General features: G+C 68.1%; 25 protein-coding genes and 1 tRNA gene. 9 read left to right on the forward strand and 17 right to left on the reverse strand.

What is annotated here, in order from left to right:
- Positions 1-16: 16 nt before the first annotated feature.
- A complete protein-coding gene (locus tag AC3ENO_RS04355; protein WP_434969385.1) occupies positions 17-1,300 on the reverse strand; it encodes a glycoside hydrolase family 3 N-terminal domain-containing protein in 1,284 nt (427 codons plus the stop codon).
- Positions 1,301-1,342: 42 nt separating this feature from the next.
- Here AC3ENO_RS04355 and AC3ENO_RS04360 point away from each other — a divergent pair, with 42 nt between their 5' ends.
- The 5 genes from AC3ENO_RS04360 (at position 1,343) to AC3ENO_RS04380 (ending at position 4,390) form a co-directional block, all read left to right on the forward strand.
- Entirely contained in the window at positions 1,343-2,632 is a 1,290-nt protein-coding gene (locus tag AC3ENO_RS04360; RefSeq protein ID WP_434969386.1) for a M15 family metallopeptidase, read from the forward strand.
- A 64-nt stretch (positions 2,633-2,696) separates the two neighbouring features.
- Entirely contained in the window at positions 2,697-2,915 is a 219-nt protein-coding gene (locus tag AC3ENO_RS04365; protein ID WP_434969387.1) for a hypothetical protein, read from the forward strand.
- A gap of 37 nt (positions 2,916-2,952) precedes the next feature.
- Positions 2,953-3,099: a hypothetical protein gene (locus tag AC3ENO_RS04370; RefSeq protein WP_434969388.1), complete on the forward strand. Its 147-nt coding sequence runs from the start codon at positions 2,953-2,955 to the stop codon at positions 3,097-3,099.
- Positions 3,100-3,165: 66 nt separating this feature from the next.
- Positions 3,166-3,999 (forward strand): MerR family transcriptional regulator, encoded by an 834-nt coding sequence (locus AC3ENO_RS04375; protein WP_434969389.1) that lies wholly within the window; start codon positions 3,166-3,168, stop codon positions 3,997-3,999.
- Positions 4,000-4,012: 13 nt separating this feature from the next.
- The gene (locus AC3ENO_RS04380; protein WP_434969390.1) at positions 4,013-4,390 is read left to right on the forward strand and encodes a VOC family protein; all 378 of its coding nucleotides are present in this window, start codon (positions 4,013-4,015) and stop codon (positions 4,388-4,390) included.
- 37 nt (positions 4,391-4,427) lie between these two features.
- Here AC3ENO_RS04380 and AC3ENO_RS04385 read toward each other — a convergent pair.
- From AC3ENO_RS04385 to rplU, 10 genes are all read right to left on the reverse strand, one after another.
- Positions 4,428-4,503: transfer RNA gene (locus AC3ENO_RS04385), tRNA-Ala, on the reverse strand.
- Positions 4,504-4,577: 74 nt separating this feature from the next.
- Positions 4,578-4,955 (reverse strand): ribosome silencing factor, encoded by a 378-nt coding sequence (rsfS, locus tag AC3ENO_RS04390; protein WP_434969391.1) that lies wholly within the window; start codon positions 4,953-4,955, stop codon positions 4,578-4,580.
- Positions 4,956-5,001: 46 nt separating this feature from the next.
- Entirely contained in the window at positions 5,002-5,886 is an 885-nt protein-coding gene (locus AC3ENO_RS04395) for a hypothetical protein (RefSeq protein WP_488185761.1), read from the reverse strand.
- Between the two features lie 101 nt (positions 5,887-5,987).
- Positions 5,988-6,584, reverse strand: coding sequence for a nicotinate-nucleotide adenylyltransferase (gene nadD / locus AC3ENO_RS04400; RefSeq protein ID WP_434969393.1), 597 nt, complete (start codon positions 6,582-6,584; stop codon positions 5,988-5,990).
- Between the two features lie 7 nt (positions 6,585-6,591).
- Positions 6,592-6,816, reverse strand: coding sequence for a hypothetical protein (locus AC3ENO_RS04405; protein WP_434969417.1), 225 nt, complete (start codon positions 6,814-6,816; stop codon positions 6,592-6,594).
- Between the two features lie 51 nt (positions 6,817-6,867).
- A complete protein-coding gene (locus tag AC3ENO_RS04410) occupies positions 6,868-8,148 on the reverse strand; it encodes a glutamate-5-semialdehyde dehydrogenase (RefSeq protein WP_434969394.1) in 1,281 nt (426 codons plus the stop codon).
- Positions 8,149-8,158: 10 nt separating this feature from the next.
- On the reverse strand, positions 8,159-8,986 hold the full coding sequence (proB, locus tag AC3ENO_RS04415; protein WP_434969395.1) for a glutamate 5-kinase: 828 nt from the start codon (positions 8,984-8,986) through the stop codon (positions 8,159-8,161).
- Positions 8,983-10,491: a GTPase ObgE gene (gene obgE, locus AC3ENO_RS04420; RefSeq protein WP_434969396.1), complete on the reverse strand. Its 1,509-nt coding sequence runs from the start codon at positions 10,489-10,491 to the stop codon at positions 8,983-8,985. The genes proB and obgE overlap by 4 nt, the downstream gene beginning before the upstream one ends.
- Positions 10,492-10,586: 95 nt before the next feature.
- The gene (rpmA, locus tag AC3ENO_RS04425) at positions 10,587-10,844 is read right to left on the reverse strand and encodes a 50S ribosomal protein L27 (protein ID WP_228178968.1); all 258 of its coding nucleotides are present in this window, start codon (positions 10,842-10,844) and stop codon (positions 10,587-10,589) included.
- A gap of 21 nt (positions 10,845-10,865) precedes the next feature.
- The gene (rplU, locus tag AC3ENO_RS04430; protein ID WP_434969397.1) at positions 10,866-11,174 is read right to left on the reverse strand and encodes a 50S ribosomal protein L21; all 309 of its coding nucleotides are present in this window, start codon (positions 11,172-11,174) and stop codon (positions 10,866-10,868) included.
- Positions 11,175-11,392: 218 nt separating this feature from the next.
- Between rplU and AC3ENO_RS04435 the strand changes: the two genes are divergently transcribed.
- Positions 11,393-11,674, forward strand: a complete 282-nt coding sequence (locus AC3ENO_RS04435; protein ID WP_434969398.1) for a DUF4031 domain-containing protein — start codon at positions 11,393-11,395, stop codon at positions 11,672-11,674.
- Positions 11,675-11,678: 4 nt separating this feature from the next.
- Here the strand turns inward: AC3ENO_RS04435 and AC3ENO_RS04440 are convergent, their stop codons facing one another.
- Entirely contained in the window at positions 11,679-14,117 is a 2,439-nt protein-coding gene (locus tag AC3ENO_RS04440; protein WP_434969399.1) for an Rne/Rng family ribonuclease, read from the reverse strand.
- Between the two features lie 324 nt (positions 14,118-14,441).
- Here AC3ENO_RS04440 and AC3ENO_RS04445 point away from each other — a divergent pair, with 324 nt between their 5' ends.
- Entirely contained in the window at positions 14,442-15,050 is a 609-nt protein-coding gene (locus tag AC3ENO_RS04445) for a vitamin K epoxide reductase family protein (protein ID WP_434969400.1), read from the forward strand.
- A gap of 71 nt (positions 15,051-15,121) precedes the next feature.
- Here the strand turns inward: AC3ENO_RS04445 and ndk are convergent, their stop codons facing one another.
- The 4 genes from ndk to ileS are packed head-to-tail and all read right to left on the reverse strand — an operon-like array spanning position 15,122 to position 20,704.
- Complete coding sequence (gene ndk, locus AC3ENO_RS04450; protein ID WP_434969401.1) at positions 15,122-15,538, reverse strand: nucleoside-diphosphate kinase; 417 nt, start codon at positions 15,536-15,538, stop codon at positions 15,122-15,124.
- Between the two features lie 2 nt (positions 15,539-15,540).
- A complete protein-coding gene (locus AC3ENO_RS04455; RefSeq protein ID WP_434969402.1) occupies positions 15,541-15,957 on the reverse strand; it encodes a DUF4233 domain-containing protein in 417 nt (138 codons plus the stop codon).
- The gene (locus AC3ENO_RS04460; protein WP_434969403.1) at positions 15,954-17,306 is read right to left on the reverse strand and encodes a bifunctional folylpolyglutamate synthase/dihydrofolate synthase; all 1,353 of its coding nucleotides are present in this window, start codon (positions 17,304-17,306) and stop codon (positions 15,954-15,956) included. Before AC3ENO_RS04460 ends, AC3ENO_RS04455 begins: the two co-directional genes overlap by 4 nt.
- Positions 17,303-20,704 carry an isoleucine--tRNA ligase gene (ileS, locus tag AC3ENO_RS04465; RefSeq protein WP_434969404.1) on the reverse strand — a complete coding sequence of 1,134 codons (3,402 nt, stop codon included), beginning with the start codon at positions 20,702-20,704 and terminating at the stop codon, positions 17,303-17,305. Before ileS ends, AC3ENO_RS04460 begins: the two co-directional genes overlap by 4 nt.
- 588 nt (positions 20,705-21,292) lie before the next feature.
- On the opposite strand from ileS, the gene AC3ENO_RS04470 reads away from it, so the two are divergent.
- A complete protein-coding gene (locus AC3ENO_RS04470; protein WP_434969405.1) occupies positions 21,293-22,960 on the forward strand; it encodes an ABC-F family ATP-binding cassette domain-containing protein in 1,668 nt (555 codons plus the stop codon).
- A 2-nt stretch (positions 22,961-22,962) separates the two neighbouring features.
- Positions 22,963-23,499, forward strand: coding sequence for a GNAT family N-acetyltransferase (locus AC3ENO_RS04475; protein ID WP_434969406.1), 537 nt, complete (start codon positions 22,963-22,965; stop codon positions 23,497-23,499).
- A gap of 109 nt (positions 23,500-23,608) precedes the next feature.
- Here the strand turns inward: AC3ENO_RS04475 and AC3ENO_RS04480 are convergent, their stop codons facing one another.
- On the reverse strand, positions 23,609-24,463 hold the full coding sequence (locus AC3ENO_RS04480; protein ID WP_434969407.1) for an endonuclease domain-containing protein: 855 nt from the start codon (positions 24,461-24,463) through the stop codon (positions 23,609-23,611).
- Between the last annotated feature and the right edge of the window lie 375 nt (positions 24,464-24,838).

Genomic DNA, 24,838 nt, shown 5'->3' on the forward strand with positions numbered 1-24,838 from the left:
GACGCCGCGGCGGGGCTCAGCCCGCCGGCGCACATGAGCCACACGGTACGAGACCTCGGCCCGCCGCTGCCGTCTCCAGACGGAGTGTCATCACGCGCACAGCCGCCTCGTCCAGGCGCTCCGCGGGAAGCTCGCCGGACTCGACGGCCGCGACAATCCCCGCGGTCAGCCTCGGCACAGTCTGCGCCGTGGTTCCCAGCACCGACAGCACCATGTCGTTCCCGGCCGAAAGGGCGGCCACGGCATTGGACACGGGATCCTGATACTCGCGCAGCCCCGACGCCTCCAGCATCCCGAGATCGTCCGTAATCGCGACGCCGGCGAACCCGAGCTCCTCCCGCGCGATGCGGTGCCACTCACTCGACAAGGTCGCGGGGGCGGCGTCGACCGCGGTATAGGCAAGGTGCCCGAACATCAGAAGCGGAGCGCCGGCGTCGAACCCCGCCGCGAAGGGCACGGCATCCGTCTGGAGCCACTGGTCATAGGTCTCGTCCGTCGACGGGATGCCGCGGTGCGAGTCGCCGGGCGCCGCGCCGTGACCCGGAAAGTGCTTGAGCGTCGAGAGCGCCTCGGGTTCCTCGCCCACCACGGCGGCGGCGACGTGGGACGCCCCGCTCTCGGGCGTCGTGCCGAGGGCGCGTCGATAGATGAACATGCCGGTGTCGTCGGTGATGTCGGCCACTATGCCGAAGTTCACGGAGATACCCGCTCTCTGCACGAGCGCACCGCGGCCCGCGAACGCGAGTTCGGTGGCCTCTGGTGGCTCGTTCTTCAGCGTCACCGACGAGGGGAAGTCATCCCAGGGCAGCCGTGAGACATCGCCACCCTCCTGATCGATGCCCAGCAGCGGCGGTGCGGCCGCATTCACCGTCAGCGCCGCCGTGACCTCCCGCAAGCGGTCCTCCGTCGGCGGGATGTTCGCACCCATCAGGATGAATCCCCCAGCACCCGTGCTGGTCATGTACTCGCGCAACGCGGCGGGGTCGGTCGTCGGGATGTGCCCCATGATGACGCTCGCCGCGCGTTCACTGAGGCTCATGCCGGCGACAGCGGCGGCCGCTCGCGAGGCAAGACTCGTGGGCTCGCCCCCCGTGACGATTACTTCGCCTGCCGGCGCGGAGACCCCGGCGAGGTCGGGTGCGTCCGTGGCCGCATCCGCGGACGGCGCTGCCGTGAGCGCACCGATCGCGAGCGCGCAGACCGCTCCGGCCGTCACCGTGGTGCGGATGGCCGACGCAGCAGGACCTCGCCGGCGGACGCTCCCTCGCCGCGCGACGAGGCTGCGACTTTCCGAACTCACGAGTTCACGGTACCCGGTCCCGCGCGCACTACCCTGGTCCACATGGGTTCGAGCCGAAAAGATCGCGCGATCGCGCGCCGGACCTTCCTCGGCTTTGCTGCGGCGTTCACCACAGCCGGCGTCGTCGGCACGATCACCACCGACAATGCGAAGGCCCGAGCGGCCTTCGACGACGCTCTCTCCGCCTGGACGTCGGCCGGCGAGGCTATGGATGCCTCCGCCGCGTCCTTCAGCGCCGCTCAGTCGGATGCCGTCACCGTGGCAGCGGAAGCGTCGCGGGTCCTCGAGGTCACCGACCCGGAGATGATCGACGACTCGGCAACCCTCGACACGCTGCGCGCGTCACTGGATGCCCTGGTCGCTGCGGGCCTGCTCACGATCGTGTCTCCGGGTGAGGTGACCGCCTCGCCCTCCGAACCGGAACCGCGCTCGACGCCCGCCGCTCCTGAGGGCCGGGAAGCGCAGTTGGCACAGGCGCAGGCCCTGTCCGCGCAAGCCACCCGCCTCGCCGACGCAGCCGCGGGGACGGAGCGGTCCGTCACCGAGCTGGAATCCGCCGCGGATACCACTCGCGGCCGGATCGAGGCCGTCGTTGCCGCCGCGGCTGCACACGGCGCAGCGGCCGAGGTGCCGGAGCTTGCTACTCAAGAGACGAAGGATGCGTACGCGACGGCGCTCGGAGCGCTCGCGGACCCGGCAGCCGGGTCCGCATCCGACCGCATCAGCGCCTACCAGTCGGCGTGGACGGCCGTCGAAGATTCCCACGCGGCGGCCGAGGCCGCCCAGTCCCGCGGCGGCGGGTCCACGGACGATGACATCCAGCCGACCTATGTGAACGGCATCCTGATCGTCAACAAGACCTACCGGCTTCCGAGTTGGTACGGGAACGGACTCACGGGTGACACGCTGGCAGCGTTCGAACGCATGCGGGCCGAAGCCGCCTCACTCGGCCACAACCTCTGGATCGCGAGCGGGTTCCGCTCCTATTCGACCCAGGTCTCGGTGTACAACAGCTACGCGTCCCGCGACGGTTCGGCCGCCGCAGACCGCTACTCCGCGCGACCCGGACACAGCGAGCACCAGTCGGGGCTCGCGTTCGATCTGAACACGATCACCGAGTCCTTCGGGTACACGCCCGAGGGACAGTGGGTCGCGGCCAACGCGCATCGGTTCGGCTTCATCGTGCGGTACCCCCAGGGCAAAGAGGGGGTCACCGGCTATATCTGGGAACCCTGGCACCTGCGCTATCTCGGGGTCGACGTGGCCACGGCCGTGTACAACAGCGGGCTCTCGCTGGAGGAGTACCTCGGCATCACGTCGTCGTACGACTGATCTGCGACAGCCCGACCTGCGGCTCGGTCATCGACACCCTCTCGGGGGCAGTACGATCTCGCTCGTGTCCATCTCATCCAACGCGATCACGGCACCCCGCCGATCGTTCTTCGACGACCTGCAGCTGTTGATCGTCATCCTCCTCGGCGTCGTCTCGGTGGCGACGGCGTACGTCTCTTTCCCAGCGGCCCTGTACGGCGGTCAGCAGGCGTCGGCCTACTCGAGGGGCGGCATGGTCGGACACGGATGCCGAGGCCGAGGCGCTACTGGCCGAGGGCGATGAAGCCAATCAGTACAGCGATCGACTGACGCTGAACACCGTGCTGATGGCCATCTCGCTGTTCCTTCTTGGTATCGCCGCCGTCATCCGCAACCGCCGCGCGCAGTGGATTCTCATCGGCGTCAGTAGCGGGATCTTCATTCTCGGCGTCGTCCTGACGGCCATCATCCCGTTCACGTGGTTCTAGCGCGCTAGAGGTGCCCGCCGAGAACGAGCTTGACCCTCACACGGTGTCAGCCCGTACGGTCGGCTCATGTACTCGATCGGCGACCTCTCACAGCTCGGTGGCGTCACGCCGCGCATGCTCAGGCACTACCACGCGCTTGGCATCCTCATTCCCGCCGAGGTCGACGACAGCGGATACCGCCGCTACGACGAGACCCAGCTCGCCGACCTCCTCCGGGTCGTCGCGCTCAAAGGCCTCGGGTTTCCGCTCGGCGACATCAAGCGGATCACGGAGGGCGACGTGAGTCCTGCCGAACTCCGCGGGATGCTGCTGCTGCGGCGCGCCGAACTCGAGTCAGAACGCGACGAGGCCGACGCCAGGCTGCGGCGCATCGAAACCCACATCCAACGGTTGGAGAATTCCATGACGCACGAGACCTCGCAGCTGGACATCACCACGAGATCAATCCCCGGCGCGCACCTGGCGGTGGCATCCGGAGTCAGCCCCACGTTCGACCCTGCCGACATCAGTCCGGTCATCCAGCCGCTATACCCTCGACTGTTCGAGGCGCTGCAGGCAGCCGGTGTCGCCGCGGGCGGGCCGTCGATCGCGTACTACGACGATACGGACGATGGCGCGATCAGCGTCCACGTCGGCGTCCCGGTCCCTCGTGCCGTCACACACGTCCCGGGGGTCGACATCGTCGACCTTCCTGGTATCGAGCTGGCTGCTGTCGCCATCCATCACGGAGACATGGAGACGGTCGATGTCGACACCACTCCAGCCGTGTTCGAGTGGCTACGCGCCAACGCGTTCCGCACCACGGGCTATTCGCGCGAGGTCTACCTCGAATGGCCCGACGACATCTCACTGGCACGGACCGAGATGCAGTTCCCCATCGAGCCGGATAGGCGAGCCTGAAGGGTACTCCCCCATGATCACAACCCTTCGTATCGTGAGCATCTCGGTTCCGGTCAGCGATCAGGACGAGGCGCTGCGGTTCTACACCGACGTCCTGGGCTTCGAGCTCCGGGGCGACGCAGAGGCGTGGCCCGGCGCCCGAGCCGTGGAGATCGGGCTCCCCGGTACCGGTATCACGATCGTGCTCCTGCCGCACGGGAGCGAGATTCCGATGGCGATTCGAATGGAAACGGACGATGTTCAGTCGGCGCACGCGCAGATCGTTGATGCAGGGGTGAGGCTCCACAACGACGATGTCCTTCACCTGGACGGCTCGCCGCCGATGTTCCACTTCGAAGACCCCGATGGAAATGGACTCGTGTTTCTCCAGCGAGAACGAAGCGAACAATGACGCGACTCAGATGACATGTCTGTCGCGACTCATCACATGGTGGACCTGAGGGGACTCGAACCCCTGACCCCCTGCATGCCATGCAGGTGCGCTACCAGCTGCGCCACAGGCCCGGATGCTGCCCCGAGAGGCAACTAGAACAGATTACTACATCGGCGGACGGCTGCCGAACCGAGGCAGCATCCGCTCACTCGGCAATGGTCTGGGTCGTCCGGTCGATGGGAACGACGGGGCAGTCCTTCCACAGGCGTTCCAGCCCGTAGAAAGCACGCTCCTGCTCGTGAAACACGTGGACGACCAGGTCACCGAAGTCAAGCAGGATCCAGCGGGACTCCTGACGCCCCTCACGCCGGAGGCGCTTGTAGCCGGCTTCGAGAAGCTTCTCCTCCACCTCGTCGGCGATTGCGGCGACGTTTCGCTCGCTGCGTCCGGTCACCAGCAAGAAGATGTCGACGAGCGGCAGCGGGTCGGACACGTCCAGCGCAACGAGGTCCTCGCCGCCGATGGCCTCCGCGGCAGCCGCCGCCACCGCGAGCATGTGCCTCGATTCGCCTGAAGCCGTCACGCGCTCAGGCCTTCATTGACGACGCAGCAGCTCACCGGACGACGCGTCATGAGAAGACCCCCGTCGCGAAGGCGAGGATAAGCACCCCGACGAGCGCGAGAGCCAACACTCCCGCGGTGATGGCCAACGCGAGCATGAGCCTCGAGCCCTTCTCGGGCGCGGGCGGCTTGATGATCTCCGCCGTGGTCTTGACGGTGCTGATCGCGGCGCTCGCGGCGATGGGCGTCGGTGACGAGTGTTGCGGCAGCTCACCGTCGGCGAAGGTCGCGTCGATGTCGAGTCCTTCGGAGGCGCCCGGCATCTGCCCGGTCGTCGCGAAGAGGTCCGGCAACGCCAAACTGCCGGTCACGAGCACCTCTCCTGTCGCGTTGACCGGCGCCGTGATGCCTTGGGGCGGCGAGTCGGTCACGATGAGAGAACTGCCCGTGCCGGTGGATCCGGCGCTCGGGCGGGCGATCAGCTGATCGAAGCTGGGCCGCGGGTCGGGCTCGGTCGCGATGCCGGCCAGCAGCGCTGCACCGAGCTGCGGACTGACCGTTCCGCGCTCGGTGGAATCCTCCACAGCCAGGCCTGCCGCCGCTTGCGAGATCGGATGCTCCTCCGGCGGTGCCGAGACGAACGGCGCTCGGTGGTCCCCGTCGCGCTCGCTGACAGCAACCGCATCCGTGTTTCCCGTGCGCTCTCGCGCGCGCCGACGGGTCAGCGGAGCAGAGTCGCCGACTGACACGGTCGACTCGGGCGATGTCGCATGCGGTGCCGCAGCGGCGGGACCCTCGGGAGCGACCTCAGGCTCCGGAGCGGTCGCTGCGGAGGGCTCCTGTTCGGTCGCGCCGTCGGCAGGTTCCGGGATATGCGGTGAATCTGCGGCATCCGTCGGTCCACCGGCGCCCGGTGCTGCCGCGTCCGACTCCGGCGCGGGTGCGGCGGGCATGACGGGCGTGCCTTCTGGCGTCAGAATCGGCGTCGCGCCCGTGCTACGGAGCTCCCGAAGCTGCCGACGTGTCAACGGCTGGTTCGGTTGCTGCTCATTGGTCATTCGTTGCTCCGATACAGATGGTGCTTCGCAATGTATTGGACGACTCCGTCAGGGACCAGGTACCACACGGGGTGTCCCCCACGAACCCGGTCGCGACAGTCCGTCGACGAGATCGCCAGTGCGGGGATCTCCAACTGGCTCACATCCTCGACGGGCAATCCGTCGGTGTTCAGAACATGGCCCGGGCGGGAGACCGCGACAAAATGCGCCAACTCCCACAGTTCATCATGGTTTCTCCAACTCAGGATCTGTGCGATCGCGTCAGCGCCCGTGATGAAGTACAAGTCGGCGCCAGGATTGAGACGTTGCAGATCCCGCAGCGTGTCGATCGTGTACGTCGGACCGTCTCGATCGATGTCGACGCGGCTCACCGAGAAACTCGGGTTCGATGCCGTCGCGATCACCGTCATGAGATAGCGGTGCTCGGATTCGGTGACCTCTTGCTTCTGCCAGGGTTGACCAGTCGGGACGAACACGACCTCGTCGAGTCCGAATGAATCGGCAACCTCGCTTGCCGCGACCAGGTGTCCGTGGTGGATGGGATCGAAGGTTCCACCCATCACCCCGATGCGGCGTGCGCGTGCTGCCGACATCGGATGCCTAGTGGCCGTGCCCCGATCGCTGCAGCTCAGCCGCGTGCGTCTTGGCGTACGCCTCCGCCTTGTGCGCGTGACGGTTGGCAACGTTACGGTACGACGCTGTCACCAGTGCCAGGAGCCCGAAGACGGCAAGCGCGATGATCCCGAAGATGACGGTCTCCAATGCCACGTTGCCGTGGTGCTCCGACTCTTCTGCGGCGAAGGTGAGAAGCGAGACGAGGGTCATAGGAACTCCGTTCGTGGCTGCGGCGACAAGTGCGCTCATCCAGCTTAGCTGTCAGCCGCGGACCTGACCCGCACCGCGCACCAGCCACTTCGTGCTCGTGAGTTCAGGCAGACCCATGGGCCCCCGCGCGTGCAGCTTCTGCGTCGAGATACCGACTTCGGCCCCGAATCCGAATTCACCGCCGTCCGTGAACCGCGTCGACGAGTTGACCATCACGACCGCGGAATCCACTTCCGCGAGGAACCTCTCCGCAGCTGCCGCGTCCTCCGTGATGATCGATTCCGTGTGCTGCGACGAGTAGGTGCGGATGTGCTCGATCGCGTCATCGAGATCGTCGACGACACGGATCGCGATGTCCAGGCTCAAGTACTCGGTCGCCCAGTCCTGGGGTGTCGCGGGCACGACCCCCTCCGCCCGAGCCGAGACCTCTGCATCGCCGTGAACAGTCACGCCCGCCGCGCGCAGGGAGGAGACGAGGGCGGGGATGAGGCGATCGGCTGCGCCACGATGCACCAGTATCGTCTCGACGGCGTTGCACACGCTCGGGCGTTGCACCTTCGCGTTGACAACAATGTCGATGGCCCAGTCCGCTCGCGCGCTCTCATCGAGCACGATATGCACGATGCCGGCACCGGTTTCAATGACGGGGACGGTCGACTCGGTCACGACTGTCTCGATGAGTTGCGCGCTCCCGCGGGGCACGAGCACGTCGATCAACCCGCGCGCCTGCATCATCGCTCGCGCACCCTCACGCCCGAAATCGTCGACGGTCTGAATGGCGTCGGGATCCACCCCGACGCTCTCCAGCGCCGCCCGCATGCTCGAGATCAGCGCTCGGTTGCTCTGCTCAGCGGCTGAGCCCCCGCGCAGGACGACCGCATTGCCTGACCGAAGCGCGAGGGCAGCGATATCGACGGTCACGTTCGGGCGCGCTTCATAAATCGAACCGACGACCCCGAACGGCACAGCCACCTTCGTCAGAGACAGGCCGTTCTCGAGCCGCCGCTGTTCGATGACACGCCCGACGGGGTCAGGAAGCTCGGCCACATCTCGCACTGCGTCGGCAAGCGCCGCCACACGCGACGGGTCCAGCCGGAGTCGATCCTGGAGTGCGGCCGAGAGCCCGGACTCCCTTCCGCGCTCGAGATCTCCCGCATTGGCGGCGACGATTGCCTCGGAATCGGCCTCGAGCCGAGCGGCGACGGCGCGCAGCATCTCGCTCTTGCGCTCCGACGAGAGAAGGCCGAGCGTCCGCGCGGCACGCTTGGCCAGCGCCATGCGCTCGCGCGCGCCCGTGACGGCATCCGTGGGCGAAACAAGGGTCGTTGCCATGGACGCCAGCCTACCGATCGACGCTGATGGGACCTGTCAAAGCGGAGGGCACCGGATCGGGGTGTGGAGCGAACCACGTGCCGATCCGTTCGCCCAGCAACGCGTCGTCGACCCGATCGGCGCTGGTCACCAGGACGCCCACACCCGCCGCCGCCGCAAGCCGTGCCGCCGAGACCTTCGTCGCAGCGCCGCCGGTGCCCACGCTGTTGACGACCACCGAGCCGAACTGAAAGCCGTGGAGGTCATCGCCCGGTTCGACGCGATCGATCGGCATTGCACCCGGCTCCCCCGGCGGCCGCGTGTAGAGGGCTTCGATGTCGCTGAGCAGGACGAGAGCATCGGCTCCCACGAGCTGCGCCACCAAGGCGGCGAGCCTGTCGTTGTCGCCAAAGCGGATCTCGTGCGTCGCGACGGTGTCGTTCTCGTTCACGATCGGCAGGATCCGTAACCCCAGAAGTCGCTCCATCGCTCGCCGCGCGTTCGACCTGTGCGTCGCATTCTCGAGATCACCGGCTGTCAGCAGAACCTGCCCCGCCAGGATGCCGAACCGATCCAGGCTGGTCTGATATCGCCACATGAGGACGTTCTGCCCGACCGCTGCCGATGCCTGCTGCGTCGCGAGGTCGTCGGGTCGCCCCTCCAGATTCAGTAGCGGGAGCGCGGTGGCTATCGCCCCCGAGGAGACGAGAACGACCTCGGTGCCTCGACCGTGCGCCGCGGCGATGGCGGCGACGATCGCGTCGATGCGCCACGCGTGTTCCCCGCTGATGGACGACGAACCGACCTTCACGACAAGGCGCCGGCAGGCGCGGAGGCCCTCACGCTCGGTCACAGTCACTGCTCGTCGTCCTCCCGATCATTCCTCGCAGCGATGCGCTCTGCCTCGAGCTCCTCCCGGGCCTCGGCCTTCGCATCCATCCGCTCGTGGTACTGCTCGCGGCGCTGCGCCGTCGTGCGGCGGGCGTTCTGGTCCAGGCGCGGATCTGTGCCACGCGGCGCCGTCATCAACTCCGATACCGAACTGAGCGAGGGCTGCCAGTCGAACACGACGCCGTCCTCCTCGCCGATGACAACCGTGGCGCCCGGAGTAGCTCCGAGACGGTACAGCTCATCCTCGACGCCGAGCTTCTCGAGCCGATCCGCCAGATACCCGACTGCTTCATCATTCTGGAAGTCGGTCTGCTGCACCCACCGGACTGGCTTCGCGCCGAGGATCCGGTACACGGGACCGTAGGTTCCCCCTTCGACACGCACGGAGAAGTCCTGCTCGGCACCGCGCGGACGGATGATGACGCGTTCGGGGCGCGGCGCATCCGCTTCGGCTGCGCGATGCTCGGCGACGATCGACGCGAGAGCGAAACTCAGCTCGCGCAAGCCGGAACGACTCACTGTGGAAATCTCGAAGACGCGGAACCCGCGGGACTCGAGTTCGGGACGCACCAGATCCGCAAGGTCCTTCGCCTCCGGCACGTCGACTTTGTTCAGTGCGATCACCTGCGGACGCTCGAGCAGCGGACGCTGCCCGTCAGGAACGGGGTACGCCGCCAGTTCGGCGAGGATGACGTCGAGATCGCTGATCGGATCCCTCCCGGGATCAAGCGTCGCACAGTCCAGCACGTGAACGAGAGCGGTGCAGCGTTCCACGTGTCGGAGGAACTCGAGACCGAGCCCGCGGCCGCTGCTGGCGCCCTCGATCAGTCCAGGAACGTCCGCGACGGTGAACCGCACATCACCGGCCTCGACCACACCCAGGTTCGGGTGGAGCGTCGTGAAAGGGTAGTCCGCGATCTTGGGTCGAGCCGCCGAGATCGCGGCGATCAGGCTGGACTTGCCCGCGGACGGGTAACCGACGAGCGCGACATCGGCGACAGTCTTCAGTTCGAGGACGACGTCGCCCTCCCAGCCGGGTGTGCCCAGCAGCGCGAAGCCAGGAGCCTTGCGCTTGGGCGAGGCGAGCGCGGCGTTTCCCAGACCACCCAGACCCCCCGGGGCGACGACGTAGCGCATGCCCGGCTCGATCAGATCGACCAGCACCTCCCCCGAGGTGTCCTTCACGACGGTGCCGAGGGGAACCGGCAGCTCCACCGACTCCCCGGCGGCGCCTGACCGATTGTCGCCCATGCCGAACCCCCCGTTCCCGCCGGAACGGTGGGGCGAGTGATGGTACGACAGCAGCGTCGTGACTTGGGGATCGGCGACGAGGACGATGTCGCCCCCGTGCCCACCATTGCCGCCGTCGGGACCGGCGAGGGGCTTGAACTTCTCGCGGCGCACCGAGACGCATCCGTTGCCGCCCTTACCCGCGCGCAGATGCAGGGTGACGCGGTCCACAAAGGTGACCATGCGTGATCTCCTGACTTCGGGTACGGGGATGAGCCGGATGACGGGAAGGGGCGAGCCGAAGCCCGCCCCTTCCGAAAACTGATATCAGCTGCAGATCACTCCGCGGCGGCCACCACGTTCACGACCTTGCGGCCGCCCTTGGTGCCGAACTCGACCGCACCGGCGGAGAGCGCGAACAGCGTGTCGTCGCCACCGCGGCCGACGTTGGCGCCGGGGTGGAAGTGGGTGCCGCGCTGACGGACGAGGATCTCGCCCGCGTTCACGACCTGGCCGCCGAATCGCTTGACGCCCAGTCGCTGTGCGTTGGAGTCACGACCGTTACGGGTAGAGCTTGCGCCCTTCTTGTGTGCCATTGCTGCGCCTCTTCCTGGGTCTTACTTGATGCCGGTGACCTTGACGCGCGTGAGGTCCTGGCGGTGCCCCTCACGCTTCTTGTAGCCGGTCTTGTTCTTGAACTTCTGGATGACGATCTTCGGCCCGCGCTCCTCGCCGAGGACCTCGGCCGTCACGCTGACCTTGGAGAGCTTCGCAGCGTCGGTCGTGACGGTGTCGCCGTCCACGAGCAGCACGGCCGGAAGCTCGACCTTGTCGCCGATCTGGGCAGCGAGACGGTCGAGGACGACGATCGAGCCGACCGAGACCTTTTCCTGACGGCCACCGGCGCGCACTACTGCGTAAACCACTTCACACCTGTTTCTTCTGGGAGCACAGCGCTCCGGTCTGTCTGAGGGGCCATCCGTGGGGATGTCCACTGCGGTGCGGAACCGAGGCCCTGACGTGCCGCCGTCCGGAACGCGGCACACGACGCACCAAAGGAATACTTTACCCGATTCGACACCGTCCTCGCAAAGCGGTCTGGCGCGCCGCGATCCCCGCCGTCGGGACCACCTAAAATCGGCGCGTGGCGATTCTCATCGACGATCCGCGCTGGCCGGCGCACGGGCGTCTCTGGTCGCACCTGATCAGCGATAGCGACATCGCCGAACTGCACGAGTTCGCCGCCGTGAATGATATCCCGCGACGCGGCTTCGATCGCGACCACTACGACGTTCCCGCGGAGGCCCACGCCCGGCTGGTTGCCGCCGGAGCGCGACCCGTGGACGGCCACACGCTCGTGCGTGCGCTCATCTCCTCCGGCTTGCGTGTGACGGCTCGAGAGCGACGCGGCGACCGACAGCCCTAACCGGTCAGGACTCGTCGTCAGACGTCGTCGGCGTCGCCGAGACCGGGGTTCCGGTCAGCGCGGCCGTCGTCACGCGCCGCCGGCCGCGCCCCTGACCCGGAGCCTTGGGCTCAGGAAGGGCGTTGAGCACCGAATCCAGAAGCAGTTCCTTCTCGGACTTCGGCTTCTCGGCGGCCTCCGCCTTCTTCTTGCGACGCTTGGGCTTCTCCGGCGCCGGTTCGCTCGCCTCCTCGACGACGGCGACAACAGCCTCCTCCACGGCGGCAGCATCGACCGGCGCGTGAATCGTGGATGCCGCGATCTGCGCCAGCGCCGATTTCACACCCTCAGTGATGACGTGTGTTCCGTTCCCGCCCGCCGACGACGACGTCGAGCCGGTGCCCGCAGATCCCCGGGACCGGCGCTGAGAGCCGTTTCCTCCCGACGAAGCCCGGTGCTTCACGACGGGGTCGTGATGCACGATGATCCCCCGACCGGCGCACACCTCGCAGGGCTCACTGAAGGTCTCCAGGAGACCGAGGCCGAGCTTCTTGCGGGTCATCTGCACCAAGCCGAGAGAGGTGACCTCGGCGACCTGGTGCTTCGTGCGGTCTCGGCTGAGACACTCAACCAGTCGTCGCAGCACGAGATCACGGTTGGACTCGAGGACCATGTCGATGAAGTCGACGACGATGATGCCGCCGATGTCGCGCAGGCGGAGCTGACGGACGATCTCCTCGGCCGCTTCGAGGTTGTTCTTGGTGACGGTCTCTTCGAGGTTTCCGCCGGATCCCACGAATTTTCCGGTGTTGACGTCGATGACGGTCATCGCCTCGGTCCGGTCGATGACGAGCGAGCCCCCCGACGGCAGCCAGACCTTGCGGTCGAGCGCCTTCTCGATCTGCTCCGTGATCCGGAACTCGTCGAACGGATCGTTCTCACCCTCGTAGGCCGACACACGCTCCAGCAGGTCAGGAGCAACGCCCTCGAGGTACCGCGAGATCGTGTGGAGAGCGTCCTCGCCCTGGATCAGCATCCGGGAGAAGTCCTCGTTGAACACGTCGCGGACGATCTTGACGAGAAGGTCGGGTTCTGAGTGCAGGAGCGCCGGCGCCCCCGTGGTCTCCACCTGGCGGTTGATGTGCTCCCACTGCGCTGTCAGCCGCTGGACATCGCGTGTCAGCTGGTCTTCTGTCGCGCCCTCGGCTGCCGTGCGGACGATCACTCCCGACGATTCGGGGAGCACTTCCTTGAGGATCTTCTTGAGACGCGCACGCTCAGTATCGGGGAGCTTGCGCGAGATCCCATTCATCGCGCCACCGGGCACGTAGACCAGATAGCGACCCGGGAGCGAGATCTGGCTCGTCAGACGAGCACCCTTGTGTCCCACCGGGTCCTTCGTGACCTGGACGAGCACCTTGTCGCCGGATTTCAGCGCGAGTTCGATACGGCGAGGCTGGTTTCCGGTCTCGACCGAATCCCAGTCGACCTCGCCGGAGTAGAGCACCGCGTTGCGGCCCCGGCCGATGTCCACGAAGGCTGCCTCCATGCTCGGCAGCACGTTCTGCACGCGCCCGAGGTAGACGTTGCCGATGAGGGAGGCGTCTTGACTACGAGCGACGTAGTGCTCCACGAGGACGTTGTCTTCGAGCACGCCGATTTGGACTCGCCCGTTCTTGGAACGTACGACCATGACCCGATCCACGGCCTCACGGCGAGCGAGGAACTCCGCCTCGGTGACGACGGTGCGACGCCGACCCGCCTCGCGGCCGTCCCGGCGGCGCTGCTTCTTGGCTTCGAGCCGAGTCGATCCTTTGATGCGCTGAGGCTCGGTGATCACTTCGGCCTGCCGCTGCCGCGACCCGGTCGATCTGTTCTCGTCGCGAGGCTCTCCCCCGCCGCGACGACGGTTTCGCCGCCTCGAGGAGCCGCCCTGTTCGGGTTCGTCCTGCTCGTCCTCGGGAAGCGCCGGGAGCGGCGCGATCTCTGGTGCGTAGAAGACAAGCGCCGTCGAGACCGCGGAGACGAAGTTCTCGGGTAGCAACCCGAGGCTCACCGCAGTCGGCGGCCCCTCCGGCTTCTCGGGCTCGCCGGCGGCGGGCTCTTCTTGGGCGTCAGCGGAGGGCTGCTCGTCGGTGTCCGCGGGGGGCTGCTCCTCCGTGTCGGCCACGGCCTGCTCGTCGGCGTCCAGCGCCGATTCCGCCGGGTCCTCGGCAACAGGTGCGCTGTCTTCGGCCAGAGGTGCGCTCTCGGCATCACCTGCGGTCTCCGGTGCTCCAGCCTCTGCCGCGACCGGCGCCGGTTCCGCCCGATCGGCGGGGGACGCATCCGTCTCGCTCGCTCCGTCGGCGTCCGACACGGGAGCCGACTCGCCTTCCGGCAGGTGCGGGAGCGTACTCAGCTCCTCTCGTGCTCCTGTCTCGTCCAGGTCGATCGTGTTCTGTGCATCGTTCTCATCGCCCATGTCGGCGTACTCCTTGTCGGGCGACCCCGCGCGTGGCCCGACGAAATCTCCGCGACCAGCAGGTCGCTCATCAACTCGGTGTGCAGCGGGCTCGACGCTCGCGCTGCGACGGGCAGCCATTGCCCGGAAGTCTGTGACGACATGTCCCGCGGCGCGGCCGCGGACTCGTCCCGGCAATTATCGCACTATCCGACCGCAAACACCCCATCGGCTCGCACACTCCGCAACGACCGACGGCGGGGTCGAGGGCGGCTGCCTCCTCCGCCGGCGTGCGAGCCGCCCCACACGGGGAACTCCCGGGCAGACGGATGCCAGAATCGAGACATGCTCGACGCACCCACTCGCCGCCCTGTCGGCCTTGCCATCTGGCTCATCGCTGCAGGCGCGATCGGCTGGTACGCCGCCTTCGCGCTGACGGTCGAGCGGTTCCATCTGCTTGCAGACCCGGATGCGACCGCATCGTGCGACTTCAGCATCCTCGTTCAGTGCACGGCCAACCTTCAGTCGTGGCAGGGCAGCGTTTTCGGGTTCCCGAACCCGATCCTGGGTCTGGCCGGGTGGATGGCGCCCATCGTCGTGGGCGCTGCGCTGCTGGCCGGGGCCCGCTTCGCCCGATGGTTCTGGACGCTCTTCTGGGCGGGACTGCTGTTCGCCTTCGGGTTCGTGATCTGGCTCATCAGCCAGAGCCTGTTCGAACTCGGCACCCTGTGCCCCTGGTGCATGGTCACGTGGAGCGTGACGATCCCCACCTTCTACGCGGTGACGGTGCACGTGATGCGGCTGGGCGTGTTCGGACGCTCTCCCGGCCTGCTCCGAGTCTCAGGCCAGCTCATGACGTGGGTACCGCTGGCCACGATCGTCAGCTACGGCATCATCATCATCGTGGCCCAGCTGGCCCCGACGCGCGCCCTCACCAACATCTTCGGTCTTTGACCTCAGCACTCGAGGTCGTGCGCAGAGAGTGCCGGCTGTGTGGGTGAGCGTCATACCGCGCTTGGCGGTTCTCAGCCGAACCAGATCTCCAGTTCACGCGCGGCCGACTCGGGGCTGTCGGAGCCGTGCACGAGGTTCTGCTGCACTGCCAGACCCCAGTCGCGACCGAAGTCACCGCGGATGGTTCCTGGTGCAGCGGTTGTGGGGTCGGTCGTGCCTGCGAGGGAGCGGAAGCCCTCGATGACGCGGTTGCCCGCGAGGCGAATGGCCACAGAGGGGCCCGACATCATGAACTCGAGAAGCGGCTCGTAGAAGGGCTTTCCGGCGTGCTCGGCGTAGTGCTGCTCAAGCCGATCGCGATCGGGCTCCACGAGGCGGATGTCGACAAGCGCGTACCCTTTCGCCTCGATGCGGGCGAGGATCGAGCCGGTGAGCCCCCTCGCGACACCGTCGGGCTTGACCAGGACGAGGGTCTCTTCGGTCGACATCGTCATTCTCCGTTCTGAGGTTCCGGGGGTGCCGCGAGTCGGGCGTTGCGGGCGTCCAAAGCCGCCCCCTTGATCGTCGCATACGCCCACATGCCGCCGAAAATGAGTGCGACAACGAACAGCGTCGGCACGAGGAACCCTCCGAGCAGCACGACGAACTGCAACAGCCACCCCACGACGACGGCCCACGAGTGCCGCAACAGGCCAGAGGTGACGATCATGAGGAGCGCCAGGACAGACCCGCCGACGATTCCCCACCATGGCTCGATGCCCTCGGGGAGGACGCGAAGGCCGTACACGACGAGTCCACCGAGGAATACGATGATCGATTCGAAGCCGAGAACCACCGAGCCCAGGGACTCGCGGGCGCCGCGGCGTCGGCGTGGTCGCGGGGCGGATGCCGGCTCTGCAGTGGTCATGCCTGTGCTCCACCCTTCCACGCGTTCTCGGCCGAGAGGGTGATGGCCTCGCCGGCCAGGACGACGGAGCCGGTGATGATCACCGCGCGCCGCTGTGCCTGCACAGCCCAGGCCCGCGCCGCCTCCGCAGCCGCCTCGAGCTCCGGGAAAACCGCCACCGGCATACCGCGTGCCTCAATCAGATCGGCAAGAGCGTCGGCATCCGTCGCCCTGTCCGAGTCCGGCGCCGTCACGAAGATCTCCGTCGCCACCTCGCTGAGTTCCGCGATGATCCCGTCGGCGTCCTTATCGGACAGCACACCCACCACGAGTCCCCACTCGTCGAAGTCGAACGCTTCGCCCAGCGCCTGCGCGAGCGCACGGGCTCCGTGGGGGTTGTGCGCGGCATCCACCAGCACCGTGGGACTCGTGCCCACGAGCTGGAGTCGTCCGGGAGAGGTGACGCTCGCAAGCCCCTCTACCAGCACGTCCGGAGCGATCGGCTGACGCCCGCCCCCGATGAGCGCCTCGACCGCGGCGATGGCAAGCGCCGCGTTGAATGCCTGGTGAGCGCCATACAGCGGGAGGTAGAGATCGGCGTACTCGGCAGCGAGTCCGCGCACCGAGATGAGCTGCCCGCCGACGGCCAGAGCCGACCGCTGCAACGCGAACTGCTCCCCCTCGATCGCGAAGGACGCGTCGCGCCGCCCGGCCTGCCCGCGCAGGATCGCTTCAGCGGGCGACGCCTGACGGGCCGACACGACCGCGGCATCCTGCTTGATGATCCCGGCTTTCACAGTGGCGATCTGCTCAATCGTGTCGCCCAGGCGCGAGGCATGGTCCAGATCGATCGGGGCGAACACGGCGACGTCCCCGTCGGCGGTGTTGGTCGAGTCCCACAGTCCGCCCATGCCGACCTCGAGGACCAGGACATCGACGGGCGCGTCGGCGCATACGACGAAGGCCAGGACGGTGAGCAGCTCGAAGAAGGTGAGCTCGGCATCGCCGGCTCCGGTGAGTTCGGCATCCACGAGGTCGACGAACGGGGCGATCTCGTCCCACGCGGCCGCGAGATCCTCGTCGGCGACGGGCTCACCATCGATGAGGATGCGCTCGGTGAACCGCTCCAGGTGCGGGCTCGTGAACAGGCCGGTCCGCAGCCCGTGGGCCCGGACGAGACTCTCGATGATGCGGCTGGTCGAGGTCTTGCCGTTGGTGCCGGTGACGTGGATGACGCGGTAGGTGCGCTGGGGGTTATCGAGGTAGTCCAGGAGCTTCTGGGTGCGCTCGATGCGCGGCTGCACCCACTGCTCGCCCTGGCGGGCCAGCAGGATGTCGTACACGGCGTCCGCGCGCTCGCGGTCGTTCATTCGGCCCCTCCCACGCGCTCGACGACGACCATGAACGATCCACGGTTCGCGTAGGTTCCCGCCGCGACGTTCGCTCCGTGCCCGCGCGCGGCAACGGCCGAGAACGTGTTCACGCCGCCTGCCTCGCCGGGGTCGAGCTCGCCCGCGATCAGCACCCGCGCGTCGACGGCGAGGGTCTCCCCCGCCACGTCGGCAGCCTCGAACGCGGACTGGACCGCGCGGCCGTCATCCGGGTCCTGGAACAGCAGGCGCAGACGGATGCGGTCGCTGACCTCGAAACCTGCCGACTTGCGGGTGTCCTGCACGGCGCGAATGACATCACGCGCGAGCCCCTCGGCCTCCAGCTCGGGTGTCGTGGTCGTGTCGAGCAGCACGAATCCTCCCGCGCCCAGCAGCGCGATCGCGGTGCCCTCTGCCACTCCCCCAGCCTCGAGCGTCAGCTCGTACTCGCCGGGCTCCAGTGCGACGCCGTCGACGACGACCACGCCGTCCTGCTCGCTCCACAGGCCTGCCTTCGCGCCGGCGATCACGTGCTGCACCTGCTTGCCCAGGCGCGGACCGGCCGCCCGCGCGTTGACCGCGAGCCGCTGGCTGATGCCGTAGGACTCCGCGAGGCCGTCGGTGAGTTCGACGAGCTCGACGCTCTTGACGTTGAGTTCATCGCGCAGGATCGCCTCGAACTGGCTCAGGGCCGCGGCACCCGTCACCGCGACCGTCAGCCGCGGCAGCGGGAGGCGCACGCGCTTGCCCTCCTTCTTGCGCAGGGCGTTGGCAACGCTCGAGACCTCGCGGACGGCATCCATCGCGGTGCGGATGTCGGCGGCGGGGGCGAAGGATGCCGCTTCCGGCCAGTCCTGCAGATGCACACTGCGGCCCCCGGTGAGCCCCTGCCAGACGCGCTCGGCAACCAGCGGGATCAGCGGTGCGGCCACGCGGGTGAGCGTCTCGAGCACCGTGTAGAGGGTGTCGAACGCCTCGCGGCTGGCCGGATCGTCCGTGACGCCCAGCCAGAACCGGTCGCGGGAGCGCCGGATGTACCAGTTGGTGAGCGCCTCGGCGAAGTCGCGCAGCTTCTCGGCCGCGCTCGTGGAGTCGAGCACGTCGAGGTCGGCCGCCACCCCGGTCACCAGATCGCCGAGCAGCGCGAGGATGTAACGGTCGAGCACGTCGGTCGAGTCGGTGCGCCAGGATGCCTCGTATCCGGCGCCGTCGGGCCCGGATGCCGCGTTGGCGTAGGTCGCGAAGAAGTACCACGCGTTCCATAACGGCAGCAGGAACTCGCGGACCCCGGCGCGGATGCCCTCTTCGGTGACGACGAGGTTGCCGCCGCGCAGCACCGAGCTGGACATGAGGAACCACCGCATCGCGTCGGAACCGTCGCGATCGAACACCTCCGACACGTCGGGGTAGTTGCGCAGCGACTTCGACATCTTCTGGCCGTCGGAGCCCAGCACAATGCCGTGGCACGAGACGCCCGTGAAGGCCGGCCGGTCGAACAGCGCCCCTGAGAGCACGTGCATGACGTAGAACCAGCCGCGGGTCTGGCCGATGTACTCGACGATGAAGTCGGCTGGGGCGTGCTCGTCGAACCACTCCTGGTTCTCGAAGGGGTAGTGCACCTGCGCGTAGGGCATCGACCCGGAGTCGAACCACACGTCGAAGACGTCCTCGATGCGCCGCATCGTCGAACGCCCCGTCGGGTCGTCGGGGTTGGGCCTCGTGAGATCGTCGATGTACGGGCGGTGCAGGTCGACCTCGCCCGCCTCGTTGCGCGGTAGCGTGCCGAAGTCCCGCTCGAGTTCTTCCAGCGACCCGTACGCGTCAACGCGCGGGTATTCGGGGTCATCGCTCTTCCAGATCGGGATCGGCGAGCCCCAGTACCTGTTGCGGCTGATCGACCAGTCTCGCGCCCCTTCGAGCCACTTGCCGAACTGACCGTGCTTGACGTTCTCGGGAGCCCACGTGATCTGCTCGTTGAGCTCGAGCAGCCGGTCCTTGATCTCGGTCACCCGCACGAACCAGCTCGAGACCGCCTTGTAGATCAGGGGGTTCCGGCACCGCCAGCAGTGCGGGTAGGAGTGCTCGTAGCTGGCTTCGCGCAGCATCCGTCCCCGCTCGCGCAGCAGCCGGATGAGGGGACGGTTGGCATCCATCCACAGCTCGCCGGCGACATCCGTGACCTGCGGCAGGAACCTGCCGCCCTCGTCGAGGGACAGGATCGTCGGGATGCCGGCGGCCTCGGCGACCCGCTGGTCGTCCTCACCGTAGGCCGGCGCCTGGTGGACGATGCCGGTGCCGTCGGTGGTGGTGACGTAGTCGTCGACGAGGATCTGCCACGCGTGTCCGGTGCCCCAGGTCTCGGCATCCGCGTAGTAGTCGAACAGGCGGTCGTACGCGACCCCGGCAAGCTCTGCGCCCAGGATGCTGCGCGAGACCGCCGCCCGGGCATCCTCGGCGCTCTCGTACCCGAGGTCCTTCGCGTACCCGGCGAGCAGGTCTTCGGCCAGTAGGTACTCGTGCGCGGTCGCCTCGAGCGCGTCGTCCGCCTCGCCCGCGGGGGTTCGGTGCACGTCGGCGGCGCCGTTCGGGCCGCCGGGCACGACGACGTAACGGATGCCGGGACCGACCGCGAGCGCGAGGTTCGTCGGCAGGGTCCAGGGGGTCGTCGTCCACGCGAGCGCTCGGACGGCGGTGAGCCCGAGCGCCTCGGCCTTCGCGCCCACGAGGGGGAAGGTGACGGTGACCGAGGGGTCCTGGCGCATCTTGTAGACGTCGTCGTCCATGCGCAGCTCGTGGCTCGACAGCGGGGTCTCGTCACGCCAGCAGTACGGGAGGACGCGGTAGCCCTCGTATGCGAGGCCCTTGTCGTAGAGGGTCTTGAAGGCCCAGAGGACCGACTCCATGTATCCGGTGTCGAGGGTCTTGTACCCGCGCTCGAAGTCGACCCAGCGCGCCTGGCGGGTGACGTAGTCCTCCCACTCGCGCGTGTAGGTGAGGACCGACTCCCGGGCCTTCGCGTTGAAGGCGGCGATCCCCATCTGCTCGATCTCGGCCTTCTCCGTGATGCCGAGCTGCTTCATCGCCTCGAGCTCGGCGGGCAGGCCGTGCGTGTCCCAGCCGAACACCCGGTCGACCTTCTTGCCGCGCATCGTCTGGAACCGCGGGAACAGGTCCTTGGCGTAGCCGGTCAGCAGGTGGCCGTAGTGCGGCAGGCCGTTAGCGAACGGGGGGCCGTCGTAGAAGACCCACTCGGGCGCGCCCTCACGCTGCTCGATGGACGCGCGGAAGGTGTCGTCGCGCTGCCAGAAGTCGAGGATCTCGCGCTCGATGGCGGGGAACCGCGGGCTCGGGGAGACGTCGGCGGCGGGCCCGAAGGCCGAGGGGCGGGGGTAGGTCATGGTCTCTCGCAGGGGTCACGGATACGTCTGCCGGGACGATCCTCGCGGACCGCGGTACCACCCTGCGTGCCGTACCGGTCTGCGTCCGGTTCGGCCCCTCTCACTGCGGCTGTGACGGGCCTGCCCCGCTCGGTTCTACTGAGCCCCTCGCGGGACCGTTCTTCCGAGAGCTCCCCGGTGATGGCCGGATCGATGCTGCTGGCACGATTCTACCCGCGCCCAGGCCCCGCCGTGCGCCCGCCCATGCCCCAGTCCCCGCCCTCGACCCGCGTCCGCCATCCCCACCCGCCGCGCCCACCCGCACAGCCACGCAGATCCGCACAACGACGCACGGATGCCGCCCATTCATCCGTCCTTGTGCGGATCGCCGTCGCCGAGCAAACGTGTCGCACCCGCACGTCCCGGCATCCGCGCACCTGCACGTCCTGGCATCCGCGCACCCGCCCGTACAACCACGGACATCCGCACACCGACGCACGAATGCCGCGCATTCATCGGTCCCTGTGCAGATCGGCGGCACAGAGCAGACGCCGTGCGTAGGCTGCTCGCCCGGATGGCGACGGATGCCGCGTGGACGAGAATGGACGGATGAGTGCCACCCTCGTCGCCAAGCAGCTCGCGGGCGGACACGACCATCGCGTGCTCTTCAGCGCGCTCGACCTTGTCGTCGCGCCGGGCGATGTCGTCGGGGTCGTCGGCGCCAACGGCGCGGGAAAGTCGACGCTGCTGCGCATCCTGGCCGGGATCGACGAGCCGCTCGAGGGCAACGTCATCCGCACGCCGGCCGACGCGTTCATCGGATGGCTGCCACAGGAGCACGAGCGGATCCCCGGCGAGACGGTCGCGGACTACGTCGGGCGGCGCACGGGCGCGGCCCAGGCGACGCGGGAGATGGATGCGGCAGCCGCCGCGCTCGCCGGCTCCACGGATGCCCAATCCTCGGATGCCGGTCCCGCCGCGGACCCCGGCGACGTGTATGCGGCGGCGCTCGAACGGTGGCTTGCGAGCGGAGCGGCCGATCTCGACGAGCGCCTCCCCGCCACGCTCGCCGAACTCGGACTCGAGCTGTCGATCGACGTGCCGATGACCGCGCTTTCGGGAGGGCAGGCCGCGCGCGTCGCGCTCGCTGCCCTGCTGCTCTCGCGCTTCGATGTCGTGCTGCTCGACGAGCCCACCAACGATCTCGACCTCGACGGGCTGGCCCGGCTCGAGGGGTTTCTGCGCGGATATCGCGGCGCGGTCGTCCTCGTCAGCCACGACCGGGAGTTCCTCTCGGCGATCGTGACGCGCGTCGTCGAGCTGGACCTCGCGCAGGGCACCAACCGCGTCTACGGCGGCGGGTACGACGCGTTCCTCGAGGAGCGCGCGACCGTGCGGCGCCACGCGCGGGAAGAGTACGAGGAGTTCGCCGAGAAGAAGGCGGACCTCGTCAGCCGCGCGCGCACCCAGCGGGAGTGGTCGAGTCAGGGCGTGCGCAATGCGATGCGCAAGGCGCCCGACAACGACAAGATTCGGCGGAAGGCCTCGACGGAGTCCAGCGAGAAGCAGGCGCAGAAGGTACGGCAGATGGAGAGCCGGATCGCGCGCCTCGTCGAGGTCGAGGAGCCGCGCAAGGAGTGGCAGCTGCAGTTCACGATCGGGCAGGCGCCGCGGTCGAGCTCGGTCGTCTCGACGGCATCCGCCGCCGTGGTGCGGCAGGGCGACTTCACGCTCGGTCCGGTATCGGTGCAGATCGACGCGGGCGACCGGATCGGGATCACGGGACCCAACGGCGCGGGCAAGTCGACGCTGCTGCGCCTGCTGCTGGGGCGCGTGCAGCCGGATGCCGGGAGCGCGAGTCTCGGCGCGAGCGTCGCGATCGGTGAGATCGATCAGGCGCGGAGGACTCTCGCCGGCAGCCGGGACCTGGCTACGGCGTTCGAAGCGCAGGTGCCGGAATGGACCGCCGCTGACGTGCGCACCCTGCTCGCGAAGTTCGGCCTCAAGGCCGACCACGTCGGTCGCGCCGTCGATGAGCTTTCTCCCGGGGAGCGCACCCGCGCCGGGCTGGCGCTGTTACAGGCCCGGGGCGTGAACGTCCTCGTGCTCGACGAACCGACCAACCACCTCGACCTCGTCGCGATCGAGCAGCTCGAACAGGCGCTCGACAGCTACGACGGCACCCTGCTGCTGGTCACCCACGATCGCCGGATGCTCGACACGGTGCGCCTCACCCGTCACTGGCATGTCGAGGCCGGCATAGTGACCGAGGCCTGACCGTGGACCTGGTCACGCCGCGGCTGCGGATGCGCGAACTGGAGGCATCCGACGCCCCCGCCCTGCACGTGGCGCTCGGCGACCCGATCGCGATGGCCGCCTACGAGCACGGCTTCTCGCTCGAGGAGACGAACGAGTGGATCGCGAAGCAGCGGCACCGCTACGCGACGGAGGGGTACGGCCTGTGGGCACTCCTGCGCGCGGATACCGAAGAACTGATCGGTGACTGCGGGATCACGACCCAGCCCGTGGGAGATAGGACCGTCATCGAAGTCGGGTACCACCTCGCGCGAGGCCACTGGGGACACGGGTATGCGACGGAGGCGGCCCGCGCCTGCGTGGACTGGGCGTTCGCACACCTGGACACCGACAGCGTCTATGCGCGGGTGCGCGACACGAACCTCCGGTCTATGAACGTCGCCATCCGACTGGGGATGACCGTGCGCGAGCGTTTCGTCGTCCGCTACCGGGGCATTGATATGCCGCATCTGGCATTCGCTGTCGACAGGGCGGGCTGGCCCGCGGCATCCGTGGCATAACCCGAGCCCTAGGCATCCGCCCCCGAAGTCGCCACCGGCGGCGCCGCACAACAACCGTGATCCGCGCAACAACCGACGGATGCGGCGCGGCGGGGGGTCGTCGTGCAGATCACGGGCGTTGTGCGAGGTGCAGGCCCTGCGCAACGGCGCGCATGATCGTGTCCTGCACGTGCGGCCAGTCGTGCATGATGTGCGCATAAGAGAACCGCAACACGTGGTAGCCGCGCAGTACGAGCTCGGCGTCGTGCGCGATGTCGCTCGTTCGCTGCGCACCGACGTGCGTCCCACCGTCGATCTGAATCACCAGCCGCTCGCCGATCAGGAAATCGACCCGGTGCCCACAGATCCATGCCTGCGGCAGAATACGGATGCCGAGCCACCGCAGTCGGTCACGAAACAGGGTCTCCAGACCCGAGTCCGACCAGCCCACCGCGCTCGTCAACAGGGCGCGGGCGGCGGGCGGAAGGTGGAGGCGGCTGAGCCCCTCTCGGGAAACGAGGCCTTGCCGAAGCGCGGACTCCCAGATCGCCAGCGCCGATTCACGAGCCATGCACGTCGCAGCGAGCACGAGCGCGTTTTCGATCGAGTCCTCGAGGGCATCCGGATGCCGCGGCACGACGGGGCGACGCCAATGGACGACGACGCCCCTCGTGTCATACGCAGAGGAGTCCGCCCGTGCCGCCACGTGCGCAACCTCCTCGTCGGATGGCACCCAGAGCCCGCGCCGACGCGCGAGCGTGACGCACGTGAGCACCACGCCGCGACGTGAGGCATCGACCAGTTCCGCATCCGCATCCGCCAACGCGACCCAATTGCGGCGCACACGCACCAGCCACCCAGCCGCGATCGCCCGGTCGATGCGGTAGCGGCTGTGTCCGCGCTCGACGAGCGTGGTGCACCGCGCCACTCCCCCGGCATCCGTCACCGTACGCGCGAGCGCAAGAAGCGGATCAGTAGTGGCCACCCCTCCAGGCTCCGGTCGCGACGGTCCGCACGGCATCCCGACCGCCCCACGCCGCACAACTCGCCTCCATCAGAGCCTGGGGAGGAGACATCCGCCCCGCCGTCCCCCGGCTATCGCGAACCCGGGCCCCGCCCTCGCACGGAGATCTGCACAACAACAGCCCGATACGGTCAAACCATCCGTCATTGTGCGGATGCTCGTCACTGCGCGGCGGCAAGCGGAGACGCGCCGAGGAAACAACGGCACTGTCGCGCTGGGTGCGGATGCCCACCGTCCGCCCAACCGCGCGGAGATCTGCACAACAACAGCCCGATGCGCGCAAGCCATCCGTCGTCGTGCGGATGCCCGTCGTTGCGCGAGCGGTGACGTCCCTGG

The organism is Microbacterium sp. bgisy207 (assembly GCF_057706855.1).

Excerpts from the sequence above, each read along its gene's own strand:
- AC3ENO_RS04440 (WP_434969399.1), bottom strand. The coding sequence starts at position 14,117 with ATGGGCGATGAGAACGATGCACAGAACACGATCGACCTGGACGAGACA.
- AC3ENO_RS04395 (WP_488185761.1), bottom strand. The coding sequence starts at position 5,886 with ATGCCCGCCGCACCCGCGCCGGAGTCGGACGCGGCAGCACCGGGCGCC.
- AC3ENO_RS04470 (WP_434969405.1), top strand. The coding sequence starts at position 21,293 with ATGAGTGCCACCCTCGTCGCCAAGCAGCTCGCGGGCGGACACGACCAT.
- nadD (WP_434969393.1), bottom strand. The coding sequence starts at position 6,584 with ATGTCGGCAGCACGCGCACGCCGCATCGGGGTGATGGGTGGAACCTTC.
- AC3ENO_RS04360 (WP_434969386.1), top strand. The coding sequence starts at position 1,343 with ATGGGTTCGAGCCGAAAAGATCGCGCGATCGCGCGCCGGACCTTCCTC.
- AC3ENO_RS04380 (WP_434969390.1), top strand. The coding sequence starts at position 4,013 with ATGATCACAACCCTTCGTATCGTGAGCATCTCGGTTCCGGTCAGCGAT.
- AC3ENO_RS04445 (WP_434969400.1), top strand. The coding sequence starts at position 14,442 with ATGCTCGACGCACCCACTCGCCGCCCTGTCGGCCTTGCCATCTGGCTC.
- AC3ENO_RS04460 (WP_434969403.1), bottom strand. The coding sequence starts at position 17,306 with ATGAACGACCGCGAGCGCGCGGACGCCGTGTACGACATCCTGCTGGCC.
- rpmA (WP_228178968.1), bottom strand. The coding sequence starts at position 10,844 with ATGGCACACAAGAAGGGCGCAAGCTCTACCCGTAACGGTCGTGACTCC.
- obgE (WP_434969396.1), bottom strand. The coding sequence starts at position 10,491 with ATGGTCACCTTTGTGGACCGCGTCACCCTGCATCTGCGCGCGGGTAAG.
- AC3ENO_RS04405 (WP_434969417.1), bottom strand. The coding sequence starts at position 6,816 with ATGACCCTCGTCTCGCTTCTCACCTTCGCCGCAGAAGAGTCGGAGCAC.
- AC3ENO_RS04410 (WP_434969394.1), bottom strand. The coding sequence starts at position 8,148 with ATGGCAACGACCCTTGTTTCGCCCACGGATGCCGTCACGGGCGCGCGC.
- AC3ENO_RS04375 (WP_434969389.1), top strand. The coding sequence starts at position 3,166 with ATGTACTCGATCGGCGACCTCTCACAGCTCGGTGGCGTCACGCCGCGC.
- ndk (WP_434969401.1), bottom strand. The coding sequence starts at position 15,538 with ATGTCGACCGAAGAGACCCTCGTCCTGGTCAAGCCCGACGGTGTCGCG.
- AC3ENO_RS04455 (WP_434969402.1), bottom strand. The coding sequence starts at position 15,957 with ATGACCACTGCAGAGCCGGCATCCGCCCCGCGACCACGCCGACGCCGC.
- ileS (WP_434969404.1), bottom strand. The coding sequence starts at position 20,704 with ATGACCTACCCCCGCCCCTCGGCCTTCGGGCCCGCCGCCGACGTCTCC.